At 56.2% G+C, this 15,480-nt stretch carries 9 protein-coding genes and 1 pseudogene; 3 read left to right on the top strand and 7 right to left on the bottom strand.

Features of this window, described 5'->3' with window-relative positions; all coding sequences use genetic code 11:
* Positions 1-113 precede the first annotated feature (113 nt).
* Both ACQZ5N_RS11715 and ACQZ5N_RS11710 read left to right on the top strand, forming a co-directional pair.
* Entirely contained in the window at positions 114-1,622 is a 1,509-nt protein-coding gene (locus ACQZ5N_RS11715) for a class I SAM-dependent methyltransferase (protein WP_448732972.1), read from the top strand.
* Positions 1,619-4,273: a glycosyltransferase gene (locus ACQZ5N_RS11710; protein ID WP_448732971.1), complete on the top strand. Its 2,655-nt coding sequence runs from the start codon at positions 1,619-1,621 to the stop codon at positions 4,271-4,273. Before ACQZ5N_RS11715 ends, ACQZ5N_RS11710 begins: the two co-directional genes overlap by 4 nt.
* 301 nt (positions 4,274-4,574) lie before the next feature.
* On the opposite strand, the pseudogene ACQZ5N_RS11705 reads toward ACQZ5N_RS11710, so the two are convergent.
* The 6 genes and pseudogenes from ACQZ5N_RS11705 to ACQZ5N_RS11680 form a co-directional block, all read right to left on the bottom strand.
* A pseudogene (locus ACQZ5N_RS11705) lies at positions 4,575-5,721 on the bottom strand (IS110 family RNA-guided transposase).
* Positions 5,722-5,861: 140 nt separating this feature from the next.
* On the bottom strand, positions 5,862-6,758 hold the full coding sequence (locus ACQZ5N_RS11700; RefSeq protein WP_448732970.1) for a MurR/RpiR family transcriptional regulator: 897 nt from the start codon (positions 6,756-6,758) through the stop codon (positions 5,862-5,864).
* A 97-nt stretch (positions 6,759-6,855) separates the two neighbouring features.
* Positions 6,856-7,818 (bottom strand): ABC transporter substrate-binding protein, encoded by a 963-nt coding sequence (locus ACQZ5N_RS11695; RefSeq protein ID WP_448732969.1) that lies wholly within the window; start codon positions 7,816-7,818, stop codon positions 6,856-6,858.
* A 7-nt stretch (positions 7,819-7,825) separates the two neighbouring features.
* Positions 7,826-8,866: a FecCD family ABC transporter permease gene (locus tag ACQZ5N_RS11690; RefSeq protein ID WP_448732968.1), complete on the bottom strand. Its 1,041-nt coding sequence runs from the start codon at positions 8,864-8,866 to the stop codon at positions 7,826-7,828.
* Positions 8,863-9,906, bottom strand: a complete 1,044-nt coding sequence (locus ACQZ5N_RS11685; RefSeq protein WP_448732967.1) for a FecCD family ABC transporter permease — start codon at positions 9,904-9,906, stop codon at positions 8,863-8,865. Before ACQZ5N_RS11685 ends, ACQZ5N_RS11690 begins: the two co-directional genes overlap by 4 nt.
* Positions 9,903-10,715: an ABC transporter ATP-binding protein gene (locus ACQZ5N_RS11680; RefSeq protein WP_448732966.1), complete on the bottom strand. Its 813-nt coding sequence runs from the start codon at positions 10,713-10,715 to the stop codon at positions 9,903-9,905. The genes ACQZ5N_RS11685 and ACQZ5N_RS11680 overlap by 4 nt, the downstream gene beginning before the upstream one ends.
* A 282-nt stretch (positions 10,716-10,997) precedes the next feature.
* Here ACQZ5N_RS11680 and ACQZ5N_RS11675 point away from each other — a divergent pair, with 282 nt between their 5' ends.
* A complete protein-coding gene (locus tag ACQZ5N_RS11675) occupies positions 10,998-13,169 on the top strand; it encodes a TonB-dependent siderophore receptor (RefSeq protein WP_448732965.1) in 2,172 nt (723 codons plus the stop codon).
* Positions 13,170-13,207: 38 nt separating this feature from the next.
* Here ACQZ5N_RS11675 and ACQZ5N_RS11670 read toward each other — a convergent pair whose 3' ends face one another.
* A complete protein-coding gene (locus tag ACQZ5N_RS11670; RefSeq protein WP_448732964.1) occupies positions 13,208-15,274 on the bottom strand; it encodes an ATP-dependent helicase in 2,067 nt (688 codons plus the stop codon).
* Positions 15,275-15,480: the final 206 nt, after the last annotated feature.

Genomic DNA, 15,480 nt, shown 5'->3' with positions numbered 1-15,480 from the left:
GTGGACATGAACGGGATATCGGACCTAATATTTTCTGAAGTGGAATGCTATCTCTGATTCAGCACCGTTGCAAATTGTAGGAGGGTATTCGAATAACACAAGACGGATGGGAAATGGCGGACACATTCTATTTGGACTTTGAGGCTCGCTTTCGAGGGGATCCGGCTGTAATTCGAGAGCGCTTGCGCGTTTATGAAGCCTTTTTAAGGCCTTTGGCCGCGCAATCTGACGCTCGATTGCTAGACCTTGGCTGCGGGCGAGGCGAATGGCTGGAACTGGCTGGTGATGTGGGGCTGGATGCGCGAGGTGTCGATCTCGACGAAAATATGCTATCGGCGGCGCGAAAGCGAGGATTAGCAGTTGAAAACATGGATTGCTTGGAAGCTCTTCGTGCAGTTCCTGATGGCACATTAGCAGTTGTGTCAGCTTTCCATCTGATTGAGCACATATCATTTGATGATCTGCGAGAACTCATTGCCAACGCCCGCCGCGTTCTTCGTCCGGGCGGCATTATGATTCTTGAAACACCTAATCCCGAAAACCTAATTGTTGGGTTGGTAAATTTCCATCTGGACCCCACCCATAGAAAACCGCTCCCGCCTCTGCTTACGAGCTTCTTAGCCGAGCATACAGGTTTTTTTAGAAACATAATACTGCGCCTTCAAGGAGCAGAGAGGAGGGCGGAGACGGAAATCAACTTTGAAAGCGTCTTGACGACCGTTTCTCTTGATTATGCCGTTGTAGCTCAGGTCGCAGGACCGCTAGCACACGAACTTGATTCCGCATTTGAACTTCGTTTGGGACTTGACTTATTGGGCGGTGTTCGTCGGTTCGACGCGGCTTTTGCCGCACAGACAGATGCGCTGAAGGCAACCTCATCAGCTTTGGTTGTCCAAACGGAAAATTTGAATTCTGAGGTTTCTGATTTGCGGTGTGAGGCCGATGCGCTGAAGGCAACCTCATCAGCTTTGGTTGTCCAAACAGAAAATTTGAATTCTGAGGTTTCTGACTTGCGGTGTGAGGCCGATGCTCTGCGGGATGAGATCGCAACATTCAGGAGAGAAATCAGAACTGCACTTTCCGAAAAAACAGGCGCCTTGGAAGCTGGCGCTTCGCATTTGCGGAGCGCGGTAACGGCTCTTCAAACACGTATTAATGAGCCGGCCTATGCGCGCTTGCTTCTGCATAGCTCAGGGATGCCAAGGAGAGCGGTGAGGCGTCTTTTGTTTCACGCAAATGGAAAGCCCCGCGGTATGTTTCGCAGTTGGGTGCTGAAGTCAGACAATCGTCCTCATCGTGTCTTTCGTCGATGGATGGATAGCCCGCAGTATCAATCCATGCCTTGGCCAAGCCGCCAACAATCGCCCCAAGACTCTGCAAACCTAGTTGCTCTCGAATCTCCTTCGATAGCGTTGACGGCTCCGATAGAAAGAGAAATTGATCCTCAATCAAAAGTAGCAAAACCTCAAAAAGATTTCGATGTGGATTGCATCGCAAAAAACTATGACGGCAAGGGAATTGGTGTTGATCAGAAGAATTATGGCGATGTTGTTTTTAGAAATGCCTCGCTAACCTACGACAAGGCGCGAATGTTTATAGGTATGTATGGAGAAAAGCGGTGAAGTATATTGAGACTTTGGATTTGGTGTATTTAAATATATTTAATCGCCTTCAAAATTCAGCCTATGATAGTCATGATCTGAAAAATCTTTCAATGGAGGCGTTAAAAAGTATGGCGCTCGCGTCTGCTGGAATGCCATTAGAGGAGGATGAGTATTTTGAAAAATTGTCTTCAAGGGAGCTATGCTATGCTTTATATTGGAGACATTTGCGTAGAATTCCAGACGCTGGAGCTTTAACCGCTTGGTCTACGCAAGAGTTTGATCGACAAACCGCACTGGATAGGAGTGTGGCGCTTTCAAATTCGGTTGAAGCACGACTGCACGGCCGTCGTAGTTTTCACGGAAATTTCAAGAACAACAGTGATTCATCTCGTGGAAATATTTATATTGACGTCTCGAACACTATTGACACTAAAGCTCGTACGGGAATCCAAAGGGTTGTACGAAATATATCCTTTGCGCTAGAAGATCTAGTTGATGTTAATTATTGTTATTATAATAAGGAGAATGACTGTTATTTTTTAATTGAAAATATTGATGAAATACAATCTTGCGAGAAATGCTCATCGGAAAAAGTTGAGTTTTCCAAGGGAGACATATTTTTTGATGTTGATGGATCTTGGGGGGATTCGCTCTCTCGATCCAGCCTATATTACGAACTAAAAAAGAATGGTGTTATTATTTTCGCCATTCATTATGATGCAGCGCCAATATTGTTCCCGCAGTTTTCGCATCCCACGACAGTACTGCGCTACGCTGAACATTTTGCGGCTGTCACTACATATGTGGATGTAATGTTCTGCATATCTCGAGTCGTGTGTGAGGATCTGGATAAATTATGTGCCAGTATGAATATTCGGATTCCGACGACTAAAGTCATTGAGATGGGATATCATTTTGGATCCCGTCAGAGTGTCGTCGATAATTTTGTAGGAAATCATCTGTATAAGACCCCATATGTACTTTGCGTTGGTACTGTAGAGCCAAGAAAAAACTACAAACTTGTCCTGGATAATATTGATGCTATTTCAGAACTTGGATACAAAGTCATAATTGTAGGGAAGCGAGGATGGGAAAGCCAGAGTTTTTTTGAGCGCTTGGAATATCTGAATGAAAGTTCTGATAAATTGATTTGGCTCAATAATGCTGATGACCAAATTCTTGAGGACCTTTATCTAAATGCTTCGGCGCTTATCGTTCCGTCTTTCTATGAGGGGTACGGTTTGCCTGTTTTAGAGGGATTGGCAAGAGGTTGTCGTGTTCTAGTCAGTAATGGCGGGGCTCTTCCCGAGGCGCTTAGTGCTGGCAATGGCGTAATATTTCAGCTGGAAGAAGAAAGCAGCTTTCTTCGACAGTTGAAGATAGTGCTCGCTTTGGAGGTCAAGAGTCCATCGCTGCGCGGTGATGAAAGGTCTGCTGACGTAAGTCAAAGTTGGAGTGCCGCCGCTAAACTCATATACTCCACAATAGAAGATCATTGGCAGTCTGCCTCTGACCTTCCTGAAAAGATACCGCTCGTTTATATTAGCATTCATCCGAGCAATTTTTCGAAATCCATAGAATCTTTTTTGAATTGGAATTTCCCCTTTGGTACTGTTTCGGTTCTGACGTCGGAAAAATTTGCGTCGGAATTCGAGCTAATCCTCGATAATTTCAAGGTGAAATACGAGATTTTTAATGAAGAGGAGTTGCTGGCTGAGGCCGGGATCAGTATGCCAGAGGATCATCAGGAGCGTAATTATACTCTTCGAAATGTTTTTTATAAGCGCCTGTATAAAGACTATGATGTATTTTTGGCATGTGATGATGACGCTATTCTTATTTCGGCTATCGTGCCCGAAGAATTCTTAAAGGAAGGTAAGTATCAAGCTTATCAATATTACGATAGCATCTCGGAATGGAAGTCTAGTTCATTTGGTATAACGTCTTTTGATCGCGGGCAATGGTATACCGGCGCTATACTTAATGACTTTGGCTATAACAATGATGGCTTTGCGGCTCATCGTCCGCAGATTGTTAAATCGAAGTGGGCTATGGAGATAGCTAACGAACTTAAGTATATTGTGGGTAGAAACCTTGATGAGTGGGCTACTTATTTTAATATAGCGATTCACAGGTACCCGTTTGCCATTGAAGCCAAACAATCTACAGTCTTGAATTGGCCAGCTAATTTTGCGTCATGGATGCCTAATTGGTTTAGTGATCGTGTTACCTTTCTCAACTATTATCCCGATTTTGGAGGTATTAATTCTGAAAAAATAATATTAAAAAAAGCATATGAATATAATTTGTACCATTTTCAAAGAATGTTTTGCGAGAATTTTGTAGATTCTGTGGTTTCTGTTTCTCTTTCTGATGCAGGATTGGAGGCAGACGGGGTTCGGATTTACGCGCTGAGAGGAATTTGGGTTTTCATACCGATGCGCATCCGAGATGAACAAGACTTTGTCTACTGTATCAGTCAAAGTGGGAATATAATTATTGATGGACGCAATGATGTGCAGAAATTACACAGTAGGACAAACCTCATGATTAAAGTACCATCCAATGAAGGACTTTATGATATCTCGATAGAGAGTGTCGATAGGACGCTGCGTTTGGAGTTGGAATTGGTAGTTCTCCCTTGTGCATTCTTACCGAACGAAGTGTAGTGAACGTTGTTTCATCAGTTTTAGGGAGATGTCTGGAAAGGTACCGGATGCTAAACGATGTGGCGTATGTGGATGCCCCGGTTTGGCAAGAAGAATTTTCTGACGAATGTTTGCGGACGAGGAATTCTATCGGTCGTGTGTCGGGCCTCTCGATGTGGCCCGATTAGCCACGGGCCGGGATGTAGTTCGAAGAACAGGGTCCACATCGGTTCGGAGAGCTTGGTTGGCTCGAGCCCCGGGACTGGTTTACCCCATTCTGAACATTGAAGTCCTTTCCGCATCGTTCCGTCAGTCGATCGTCTCACCGGGGCTTAACGCCGCAGGCATTACCCCATTGCCTTTCGAGAGAGGCAGCGGATCGCGCCATTCTGTAATTCTGCTCCCTTATCATCATGGCCCATATGATGCGCGGCATCTTATTGGCCAGCGCGACGGCGGCAACCATTCTCGGTTTCCGGCCGAGCATATGCCCGAGCCAGTTGTCGGGAAAGACGCCCTTATGGACGATCCATCGAACAATGCTCATGGCTCCGACAACCAGCAACCTGCGAATATCGGTCTGTCCCATCTTGCTGACACCACCAAGGCGGGTCTTCCCACCCGTTGAATGCTGCCTTGGGACGAGACCGAGCCAGGCGGCGAAGTTCCTACCGCTCTTGAAAGTATGAAGGTCAGGTGCAAAGGCGAGGATCGCGCCGGCGGTCACAGGGCCAACCCCGGGAACGGTGCAGAGCCGGCGCTTCTCGGCGTTCGATGTCGTCGCCTCGCGAAGCTTGAGGTTCAGCTCATCGATCTTTTCGGTGAGCAACCCAATCTGGTCCAGATAAGGCCGGTCAATCTCCCGAACAGTGTCAGGCAGATCAACGGCCTCAGTCTGCTAACAGATATTCGCCTCGGAACCGAAATGGCAGCGACACTCAAATGTGGGTAATTGCAAGCTTCACCGGAGGCTTACAGCATGCCTGCAACCGCACTGAGATTGGCAGGGCCTTGGGCAATGACTATTCCGAACTCCGCCAGATGACCGCGCAGTGCATTGATGAGTTGGGTACGTTGGCGCACAAAACATTGATGGGTCCGGAACGCCTCCGCTCTTGCCTGATGCTCGGTGCTCTTGACCGCAACGTAGTGTATGTTCGAGCGCAGCGCGGCCCCCGCGATCGCGGCCGGATCGGCTGCGTCATTCTTCTGGCGTTTGACGAACGGCTTCACGTAAATCGGCGGGATCAGCCGCACGTCGTGGTCGCGATTTTGAGCAAACCGGCCCCAGAAATGGCTGGCGGTGCAGGCTTCCATAGCAACGATGCAAGGCGACTGCTCGCTTAAAACTGCTGTAAACGAGCCCGTGATAGGACCCTGTTGAATAGAACCGCCCCGCCGCCATCCGTTCCACAGACTTGGAAGCTCCGCTTCGCGAGGTCGATCGCGAGGATATGCACCTGTGTCATCTGCCTTCCCTCCGTGAGCGTCACAATGGCGCTAGGCAGGCATCATACGCCGATGCCGGACGAAGGGGGCATCCCCGTCAGTTCAATCCGTTCTCGGTGCAAGTCTATGGCGGCCAACAGATTGCCAAATAAAACTGCTCTTATAACCGCTTATGCGGCCTGATCGACGTCCTCAGTTCCACCAGCCGCTCCAGCGTCTCAAGGCTTCGCTCGGGGCAGGCGGCGGAGAGGGCGAGAGCCATGGTTTCCATGGCGATGAAGGTGGGGGCATGGAGCGCCACGCCTTCGTTTTTGGCGCGGGGCAGGAAGAGGCTGGCGTTGGCGTGTTTTTTGAGCACGCTGTCTTCCTGGCCGAGCAGCATGATGATCGGGATGTCGAGGCGGCCGGCTTCGGCTATGGCGGTCTGGGCTTCGCGGTGGGCGCGGCCGTGCAGGAGCATGATGAGGACGTGGCCGTTTTCAAGCTCGAGCAACTGTTCGGCAAGCGCGATGCCGGTGGCGTTGAGCGCATAGGAATGGACGCCCGAGCGTTGGAACAGCCTTGCCGCATAGGTGGCGATGATGCCGGAGGCGCCGATGCCGAGCACGCCGATGCCGCGCGCTTGCGAGAGAAGCCGCACGGCCGCCGCCATGGCTTCGCGGTTTTCAGCGCTTGAAAGCATCTCCAACGTGTTATTCTGATTGTCGAGCACGAAATCTATCGCTGCATCGCAGTTGCCGGATATGGATTTTGTCGTCGCCGCCATTTTTTCGACGGGCGAATCCGTCACGCCCAGATAGGCCTCCAGCGTTTCCTTGAGATCGACCAGCCCCTGGAAGCCGAGCGCCTGTATGGCGCGGATGACGGTCGCATCGGAGGTATTGGTCTCGAAGCCGATTTCCAGCGCCGATTTGGCGAGAACGGCATGGCGATGGCCGTCAATATATTCGGCAACGGCAAGCAGGCCCGGCGACAGGCGGTCGCGACGCTTGCGCAGCTGCTCTCCGAAACGGTCGGTGCGCCGAAGCCTTGATGTATGCGTTTCGCCAGCCGGCATGGATTCTTCCGTGAAGCTGAGTTTTCTACTCTTCTTCACGAATTAGCAGCGCGCCAAGCCGGGAGGCAAGCGCTTTTGTCCGTAGTGGTCATTGCCGTCACTTTTCGTGCGCCGGCCGCACCGTCAAATGCGACTGGACGGCGGAGACCATGAGGCTGAGCGCGGCATAGGAGTTGGAAATCGCTTCTTCGCGCGGCAGGAGGATGTACCGACCGTTGCGGCATGCCTGAAGAAAATTGCAGAAGCCCGGTATCACGGTTTCCATCATGTCGATTTCCGCCTGCGGCGAAGCGCCGGTATCGGAACGATAGGGATCGAAGATGATATCGGCATCGAGTTCCGGCAGCCGTTCGGCGCTGATCTCGATACGGTCGCCTTCCGGAATGGCGTCGATGATGGTCGGGAAACGAAACCCTGCGTCCCGCAGCACGCGGCCGAGCGCGCGATAGGTGTGGTAGACGCTGATCTTGCCGTTGAGCGGCTGGAACACCGAAACGGTGGTGGCGCCGGTGTCGACCGATGCCTTCAGCGCTTCGATCTGCGCGCGGTAGCGCCGGTCCAGCACGGCCAGACGCTCCTGCGTGCCGGTGAGTTCGGCCAGCACCTTGTAAATATGCGGTGCGCCGTCTTTGGTATTGTCGATGGCGACGGTGGGGGCGATCTGCGCCAGTTTTTCAACGGGGGTGGGGCGATCCGGTTCGGTCAGGATGAGATCGGGCTTGAGGGCGATAATCGCCTCCAGATCGGCATTGATGGAGCCGATATAGGCGATGTCGCTATTGTCGAAATCAACACCGGTCAGAATAGCGCTGGAGCGCAGATAGGGTTTGCCGTCCGCCCCCATGCGGCCGTGGCTACCCACCGGCGTCACGCCCAGCTCGATCAGCGGAATGGTGAGGTCGATATCGTGCAGCGTTACGATGCGCTTCGGCTTTGCCGGAATGGAAACGCTGCGGCCGAGGTCGTCGGTAAAGCTTCGGCTGGTCTCTTCGGCCTGAGCGGTGGCTGTGCCGAGGAGAAAAGCGGCGGCCGGGAGAAGGGCGAGAAGTGTTTTGCGCATGGGGGACCTATAGGCGATGCCGGTGAAACCAGAGAAGAGTAAGGAGCGTGGGTGCGCCGACGGCGGAAAGAACGAGGCCGGTCGGCAGCTCCAGAGGTGAAAAGGCGGTTCGGGCGATGGTGTCGGAGGCTGCGACCAGAATTGCGCCTGTCAGGCCTGCACCTAAGACAAGCCCGGGATAGGAGCCGCCGGGCAACAGAAGCCGGGCGATATGCGGCCCGATCAGGCCGACAAAACCGATGCTGCCGGTGAAGGAAACGCAGGATGCGGTGAGGGTGACGGCAAGCGTGACATGAAGCACCGAAAGGAGGCGGCTATGGACGCCAAGCGCGGTTGCCGCATGATCGCCGAGCGCCTGCACGTCGGCGGCGCGCGCCGTCAACAGCAGAAGGCCAAGGGCGATGACGAGGATGACGGAGAGGATTGAAACGGCAGTCCAGCTTGCGCCCTGCAGGTTGCCAGCCATCCAGATCATCGCTGTCTGCAAATTGCGAATATCGAGCGATGCCATGAGGATAAGCAGCAAAGCTGATAAAAACCATGAAAAGCCGATGCCGGTCAGAACGAAGCGCAGGCGCGAGGTTGCGCCGGAGAGCGTCAGAACGATTGCGGCACTTGCCATGCCGCCGGCAATGCCCGCAACGGGGCGCAACATGACCGGCAGGGAAGGCAGCAGGAACAGGCAGCCCAGCACGGCAAGGGATGCGCCTTCGCGCACGCCGAGCAGGCCGGGATCGGCAAGGCCGTTGCGGGTCGTGGCCTGCATGATGGCGCCGGCAATGCCGAGCATGGCGCCGGCCACCATCGCAAGCGCCAGACGCGAGAGCCGGAAGTCGAGAACCACGAGTGCGTGGGTCATGGCGGGATCGGTGTTGGTTGTGGTGATAAGCGACCACAGGGCGGAGGCGGGGATATGCTGGCTGCCGGCGGTGAGCGACCACAGGGCGACAAGCATGAGGCAGAGGAAAAGCGCCAGCAGAATGATGAGCCGCGACGGCATGAAGCGGACGGAAAAGCGCCCCAGTCGGACAACTTGGTAACGGTTCATTTCAGCACCCTGCGCACCAGCCAGAGAAAGACCGGCGCGCCGACAAGGCCGGTCATCGCGCCCGTCGGTAGTTCTTTCGGCAGGAGAATGAGGCGGGCGGCGAGATCGGCGGCGATCAGGAGAACCGCGCCGCCGAGTGCAGCGATGGGTATGGCAAGCAGAAGCCGCCCCGTTTTCAGGCGCGCGACGAGCGGCGGCACCACCAGACCGACGAAGCCGATGGGGCCGACGACGGCGATGGCCGCGCCGCAGAACAGCGATATGGAGACAAGCGCCAGAATCCGCGTCGAACGGACCGGCACACCGAGTGCTGCGGCAGCGCTCTCGCCCAGCCCCAGAAGATCGAGCGGGGGAGCGACGGCGAAAGCGAGGATGAGCGCGATCGCGGCCGCGGGCAGGGCGGCGGCGATGGTTGTGATCGAAACGCCGGCCGTATCGCCCACCAGCCAGAAACGCATCTGCTGCAATGTTTCCTCATTGAGAATGAGGATGGCGGAGGTGAGGGTTGCGGCAAGCGTGGAAAGCGCAATGCCGCAAAAGACGAGTTTTGCCGGTGTCAGCCCCTGCCGCCCAGCGGAAGCAAGGAGAAGCACGAGCGAAAAGCTGATGCCCGCGCCCGTGGCCGCCAGTAATGGGCGGAGCAGCGGCGTTGCGATCAGCCCGAGCGGCAGCACTGTCGCCAGAACGACAGCGAGGCTTGCCCCGGCATTCAACCCCAGAATATGCGGTTCGCCGAGCGGATTTCGAAGCAGGGTCTGCAGCAGAAGCCCCGCTGTTCCAAGGCAGGCCCCGGCCTGCAGCGCAGCCAGCAGACGCGGCAGGCGCAGGCGCATCAAAACCTGCTGGTCGAAATTGCGGGCGTCATAAGCGAATATCAGGTCTTGCAGAACGTGCGGCGCGATGGGGCGCGGGCCGGTGGCCATATGCGCCAGCACCAGAAGCAGCATGGTGAGCAGCAGGAGAAGTGCTGCCGCTAGTGTGCGACCATAGGCCCGCTCCCGCAGGGCAAGGGTGCTTGCGCTGGTTCCGTTGGGCATCATGCCGCGCCGGTCCGTCCGGGCAGGGGAAGAAATACCGGCCGCGCCGTCACCGGATGCGTGAGCTGGGCAACTGCCATGTCGAAGACATCGGCAATGATGCCGGCATCGCAGGCCGACGCTGTTTCCAGCCGGTGCCGCAGCCGCCCGTCCTTCAGGAAAATCAGGTGATCGGCATATTGCAGGGCGAGATTGATGTCATGCAGCACCGCGACGATCGTGCGGTTGTGGCGGCTGACGAGGCCCGCCAGCATGTCCAGCACCTCTATCTGGTGGTGCAGATCGAGAAAGGTCGTCGGCTCGTCGAGAAGAATTATATCCGTCTGCTGGGCCAGCGCCATGGCGATCCAGGCGCGCTGGCGCTGGCCGCCGGAAAGGCTGTCGACTGCTCGATCCGCCAGTTCGGACATGCCGGTCACGGACAGCGCCTCTTCCACCGCGCGGGCGTCTTCCTCACTCCATTGCTTCAGAAATCCCTGATGCGGGTAACGGCCCCGGGAGACGAGATCGAAAACCGAAAGCCCTTCCGGCGTATGGTTCTGCTGCGCCAGCATGCCGAGCTTTTTCGCCACCTCCTTGGTGGGGTGGCGGAAGATATCGCTGCCGTTGAGAAGAATATGGCCCCGCGCGGGCCGGTGCAGGCGGGCAAGCGCGCTGAGAAGCGTGGATTTTCCTGAGCCGTTCGGGCCAAGCAGAACGGTGAAGCGGTTCGGCGTGACATCGATGGACATATCCGCAAGCACCGGCGTGTCGCCATAGGCAAGCTCGATTGCCTGCGCCGCAAGGCCTGTATCCGTGCTTATGGGTCTCATGCCGTCGTTCAAATTCGTCACCGTCTGAATGCGTTGCCACCAGAATTATTGATGACTGTAGTAGTCAAGTATATAGCGTTCAAAAATGCAGTTTTTGCCGGTCGATTTGAGCAAAAAGCGGCTGTCATGGGCTGAAATGACACGCCAGGAAGCGCGAAAGCACCCTTCGGTACCGACGTTTTGCCGCGCTGAAGCGGAAATAAAGTTGACTACTACATTCATCAATTGAAAGAGCGGTGCATCGTCGCGATGACGATTTGGGACAGCCGGGGACAAGATACGATGCATGACGGTTCGATGATCATTGGGGTGCGCTCGCGGGCGCTGCTGGCGTTTCTTCTGGCCGGGGTCGCCCTGCCTGCTTACGCGCAGGAGAGTGCGGCACCGAAGAAAAATGTTGATGGAACGACGGTGCTCGAAACCATAACCGTCAATGCCGATGTCAAAAAAGGTGCGCGCGGTTATCAGCCGGTGACGACGGGCACGGCGACACGCACCGAAACGCCGCTCCTCGACATTCCGCAATCGGTCAATGTGGTGACGGCCGAGGTGCTGCGCGACCAGCAGGCGCGCTCGCTGGACGAAGCGCTGGCCAATGTCAGCGGCGTCACCCAGGCAAATACGCTCGGCGGCACGCAGGATGCCGTCATCCGCCGTGGTTTCGGTGATAATCGCGACGGCTCCATCCTCGTCAACGGGCTGAAGACGGCCTTGCCGCATTCCTTCAACGATACGGTCGAGCGGGTGGAAGTGCTGAAGGGGCCTGCCTCCACGCTTTACGGCATTCTCGATCCCGGCGGCATGGTGAATGTCGTGACGAAGAAGCCGGAAGACACGTTCACGGCGGAGGCCTATTCGCGCTTTTCCGCCTATGGGGCGGGCAAATACGGCACATCGGGCGGTTTCGATGTGACCGGCCCGATTGCGGGCACGGATTTCTCCTATCGCCTGATCGGCGAGGGGGAAAACAGCGATTACTGGCGTAATTTCGGTGAGAAAAAGAACTGGCTGATCGCGCCTTCGCTGAAATGGAGCGGCGAGGACACCGATATTACGGTTTCCTATATGTATGAGGATTACAGCGTACCGTTCGATCGCGGCACGATCTTCGATCCGGCGACCGGCAGGGCGATCAATATCAGCCGCCGCCTGCGCCTTGATGAAGCCTATAACATCACCGACGGCAAATCCGATCTGGCGAGCATCGCCATAGACCGCCAACTCTCCGATGACTGGAAGCTGTCGCTGAATTACGCCTATAGCCGCAACGAATATTCGGACAATCAGGCGCGCGTGATGGGTTATAATTCCCGCACCGGGCAGGTGACGCGACGGGCCGATGCGACGCAATATTCCACGATCTACAATCACGCGCTGCGGGCGGACCTGACGGGCGAGGCCGAAATCGGCGGACTGCGCAACGACCTGCTGTTCGGCGCGTCCTACGATTACAGCGATACCCTGCGCACCGACATGTTGCGATGCGCGAATTCCACGAATTTCAACGTCAACAATCCTGTCTATGGCCGCCTGCCGGTCTGCACCACGGTAAGGCCGGTCGACAGCGACCAGACGGAAGAGCTCTCCACCGCCTCGATCTATATGCAGGACGCCCTGCATCTTAACGATCAATGGATCGCGGTCGGCGGTTTGCGTTACCAGTATTACGACATTTATGCCGGCAAGGGTCGTCCCTTCGTCGTCAATACCGAGAAGGATGGTGGGGAGCTTATTCCCAATGCCGGTCTGGTCTACAAGCTCACTCCGAATGCCTCGCTTTACGCCAATGTGGCGAAAACCTTCCGTCCGCAATCATCCATCGGCGCCTATTATGGCGGGCTCGATCCGGAAGAGGGAATTTCCTACGAAGTGGGCGCCAAGTTCGATCTCTTCGCCGGGCTGAACGCCAATATCGCCCTGTTCAACTCCCGCAAGCGCAATGTCGCCTATTCGGAAGATATCGGCGGCATCTCGACGGTGAAGGCCGCCGGCCTCGTCCGTTCACGCGGTGTCGAGGTCGATATTGCCGGCAGCCTGACCGACGATCTCGATCTCATCGCAAGTTATGCCTATACGGATGCGCTTGTGCTCGAAGATCCCACCTATGCCGGCAAGCGCTTGCCGAATGTGGCGCGCCACACCGGTTCGCTCTTCCTTGCCTATGATGTCGGCGAGGTCGGTCCGAACGGCAATACGCTGCGCATCGGCGGCGGTGTGCGGGCGGTGGGTGAGCGCGCCGGCATCAACGACAATTCCTATAATCTGCCGGGCTATGCGGTCTTCGACGCCTTCGCCACCTACACGCTTCAGTTCGAAAAGCCGGTGACGCTGCAGCTCAATCTGAAGAACATCTTCGACAAGACCTATTACACCTCGTCCATCGGCTCCACCAGCTATGCCAATGCCGTAGGCGAGCCCTTCAATGTCAGCCTCACGGCCAGCGTTACGTTCTGACATCGCCAGTCATGAGAGCGGGGTGAACGCCCCGCTTTTTACTTCCACATCGCCCGCATCCGCGCACCCACATCGATGCGGATCTGCTGCGCGCTGCGCTCGGAAGCGGTGGCCGATACCAGTGGCCAGGTTGCCGTTTCGAAGAATTGCAGCAATGTCGCCGGGATGAAGCGGGTTCTTGCGGCGTAGACATGCCTGTCGCCCTGCTGGTTCTGGCCGCCGGTGAAGAAACGTTGCGGCGTGATCAGCGCCAGACTGTCCTTGGCGCGCGTCATGGCGACATAGAGCAGCCGGCGTTCCTCCTCCAGTTCCTGGGTGGTGCCGACTCCGAGATCGGAGGGAATGCAGCCATCGACCACGTTCAGGATGAAGACGGAGCGCCATTCCTGGCCTTTTGCCGAATGGATGGTGGAGAGGCTGAGATAATCCTCGTCAAGCAGCGGCACGCCGGCCTGATCGCTGGTGGCGTCGGGCGGATCGAGCGTCAACTCGGTCAGAAAGCGCTCGCGCGAGGGGTAGCCGCCGGCGATCTGCTCGAGCTGCAGCAAATCGGCCTTGCGGGTGTCCGCATCCTCATGGATGCGTTCCAGATGCGGTTCGTACCACAGTCGCGCCTGCCCGATCTGGCCCGGCCAGTCATTCGGCGCCTGTCGCAGGACCGCCAGCATTTGCGTGAAGGCCACCCAGTCGTCGCCGGTCTTCGGTGGCGGCGGAATTTCGGCAAGGGCAAGCAGCGGCTCGGGGTCTGTCGCAATCGCATCGAGAATATTGCCGGCCTTTTTCGGTCCGACGCCGGGCAGCATCTGTAGCAAGCGAAAACCGGCGACGCGGTCGCGCGGGTTCTGCGCGAAGCGCAGCACGGCCAGCATGTCCTTTACATGGGCGCTGTCCAGGAATTTCAGGCCGCCGAATTTGACGAAGGGGATGTTGCGGCGGGTCAGTTCCACCTCAAGCGGGCCGCTATGGCTGGAGGTGCGGAACAGCACGGCCTGCTGTTTCAGCGTCATGCCGGTTTCGCGGTTGGCGAGGATCTGGTCGATGATGAAATTCGCCTGTTCGGTCTCGTCCTTCACCGTCACGAGTTTCGGGCGCTCAAGCGACTGCCGCTCGGTCCAGAGGTTCTTGGTGAACCGCTCGCGCGCCAGATCGATGACGCCGTTGGCGGCCGCAAGGATCGGCTGCGTCGAGCGATAGTTGCGGTCTAGCGTGATGATGTCGGCAGCAGGGCTGAAGGAAGCCGGAAAATCGAGGATGTTTCGCACCGTCGCCGCCCGGAAGGAATAGATCGACTGCGCATCGTCACCCACCACGGTCAGGCCGCGGCCGCCCGGTTTGAGCGCCATCAGCACCGAGGCCTGCAGCCGGTTGGTATCCTGATATTCGTCGACCATCACATGATCGAAGCGGTTGCCGATATCGTCCGCAAGGACGGGATCGCTGACCATCTGGGCCCAGTAAAGCAGGAGATCGTCATAATCGAGCACGTTCTGGACCTGCTTGGCCTCCACATAGGCTGCAAACAGTTCCTTAAGTTCGCTCTCCCAGTTGGCGACCCAGGGATAATGCTGGCGCAATATCTCCTTGAGCGGTGTCTGGGAATTCACCACACGCGAATAGATCGCGAGACAGGTACCCTTCGTTGGAAAGCGGCTTTCGGTTTTGGAAAAACCCAGCTCGTGCCGGGCGAGGTTCATCAGGTCGGCGCTATCCTCGCGGTCATGGATAGTGAAATCGATGTTGAGCCCGATCTGCTCGGCATAGATGCGCAACAGGCGCGCGCCGATGCCGTGAAACGTGCCGGACCAGGCCAGCGCGTCTGTCATGATTGCCGAATTCGCCCCGATAACGTGTTTGCAGATACGCTCGACCCGCCGCGACATTTCCGTGGCGGCACGTCTGGAAAACGTCATCAGCAGAATGCGGCGGGGATCGGCGCCATTCACGATCAGATGCGCAACCCGGTGGGCGAGCGTATTGGTCTTGCCCGAACCGGCCCCGGCGATGATCAGCAGGGGCCCGGCCGTGTGCCCGTCTGCCAGCCCAACGCCATGCTCCACCGCCCTGCGTTGCTGTTCGTTGAGCTTTTCCAGATAGGCAACCGCCATGCCAGCAATCCTTAGATAACCTGCCTGTCCCCACGGGTGAGAACCTTCTTCAGAGATGGCAGTCGTCGGAATGTCCGGCCATTGTCTGCCCCGTCGTCGCAATGATTAGCAAAGACTCAAACAGCAATCCAGAACAAATGCTGAACGCATTGTTTCGGTGGTTCGAGCGCAGTCGGTGGTGAAATTTATCGGCCCAAAAGGTCGCT

This window comes from Agrobacterium sp. 22-221-1 (assembly GCF_053522445.1).
The sequence above is the reverse complement of the archived record's forward strand: the minus strand, read 5'-3'. Positions and strand labels throughout refer to the sequence as shown.

Excerpts from the sequence above, each read along its gene's own strand:
- ACQZ5N_RS11690 (WP_448732968.1), bottom strand. The coding sequence starts at position 8,866 with ATGAACCGTTACCAAGTTGTCCGACTGGGGCGCTTTTCCGTCCGCTTC.
- ACQZ5N_RS11670 (WP_448732964.1), bottom strand. The coding sequence starts at position 15,274 with ATGGCGGTTGCCTATCTGGAAAAGCTCAACGAACAGCAACGCAGGGCG.
- ACQZ5N_RS11675 (WP_448732965.1), top strand. The coding sequence starts at position 10,998 with ATGCATGACGGTTCGATGATCATTGGGGTGCGCTCGCGGGCGCTGCTG.
- ACQZ5N_RS11700 (WP_448732970.1), bottom strand. The coding sequence starts at position 6,758 with ATGCCGGCTGGCGAAACGCATACATCAAGGCTTCGGCGCACCGACCGT.
- ACQZ5N_RS11695 (WP_448732969.1), bottom strand. The coding sequence starts at position 7,818 with ATGCGCAAAACACTTCTCGCCCTTCTCCCGGCCGCCGCTTTTCTCCTC.
- ACQZ5N_RS11680 (WP_448732966.1), bottom strand. The coding sequence starts at position 10,715 with ATGAGACCCATAAGCACGGATACAGGCCTTGCGGCGCAGGCAATCGAG.
- ACQZ5N_RS11715 (WP_448732972.1), top strand. The coding sequence starts at position 114 with ATGGCGGACACATTCTATTTGGACTTTGAGGCTCGCTTTCGAGGGGAT.
- ACQZ5N_RS11685 (WP_448732967.1), bottom strand. The coding sequence starts at position 9,906 with ATGATGCCCAACGGAACCAGCGCAAGCACCCTTGCCCTGCGGGAGCGG.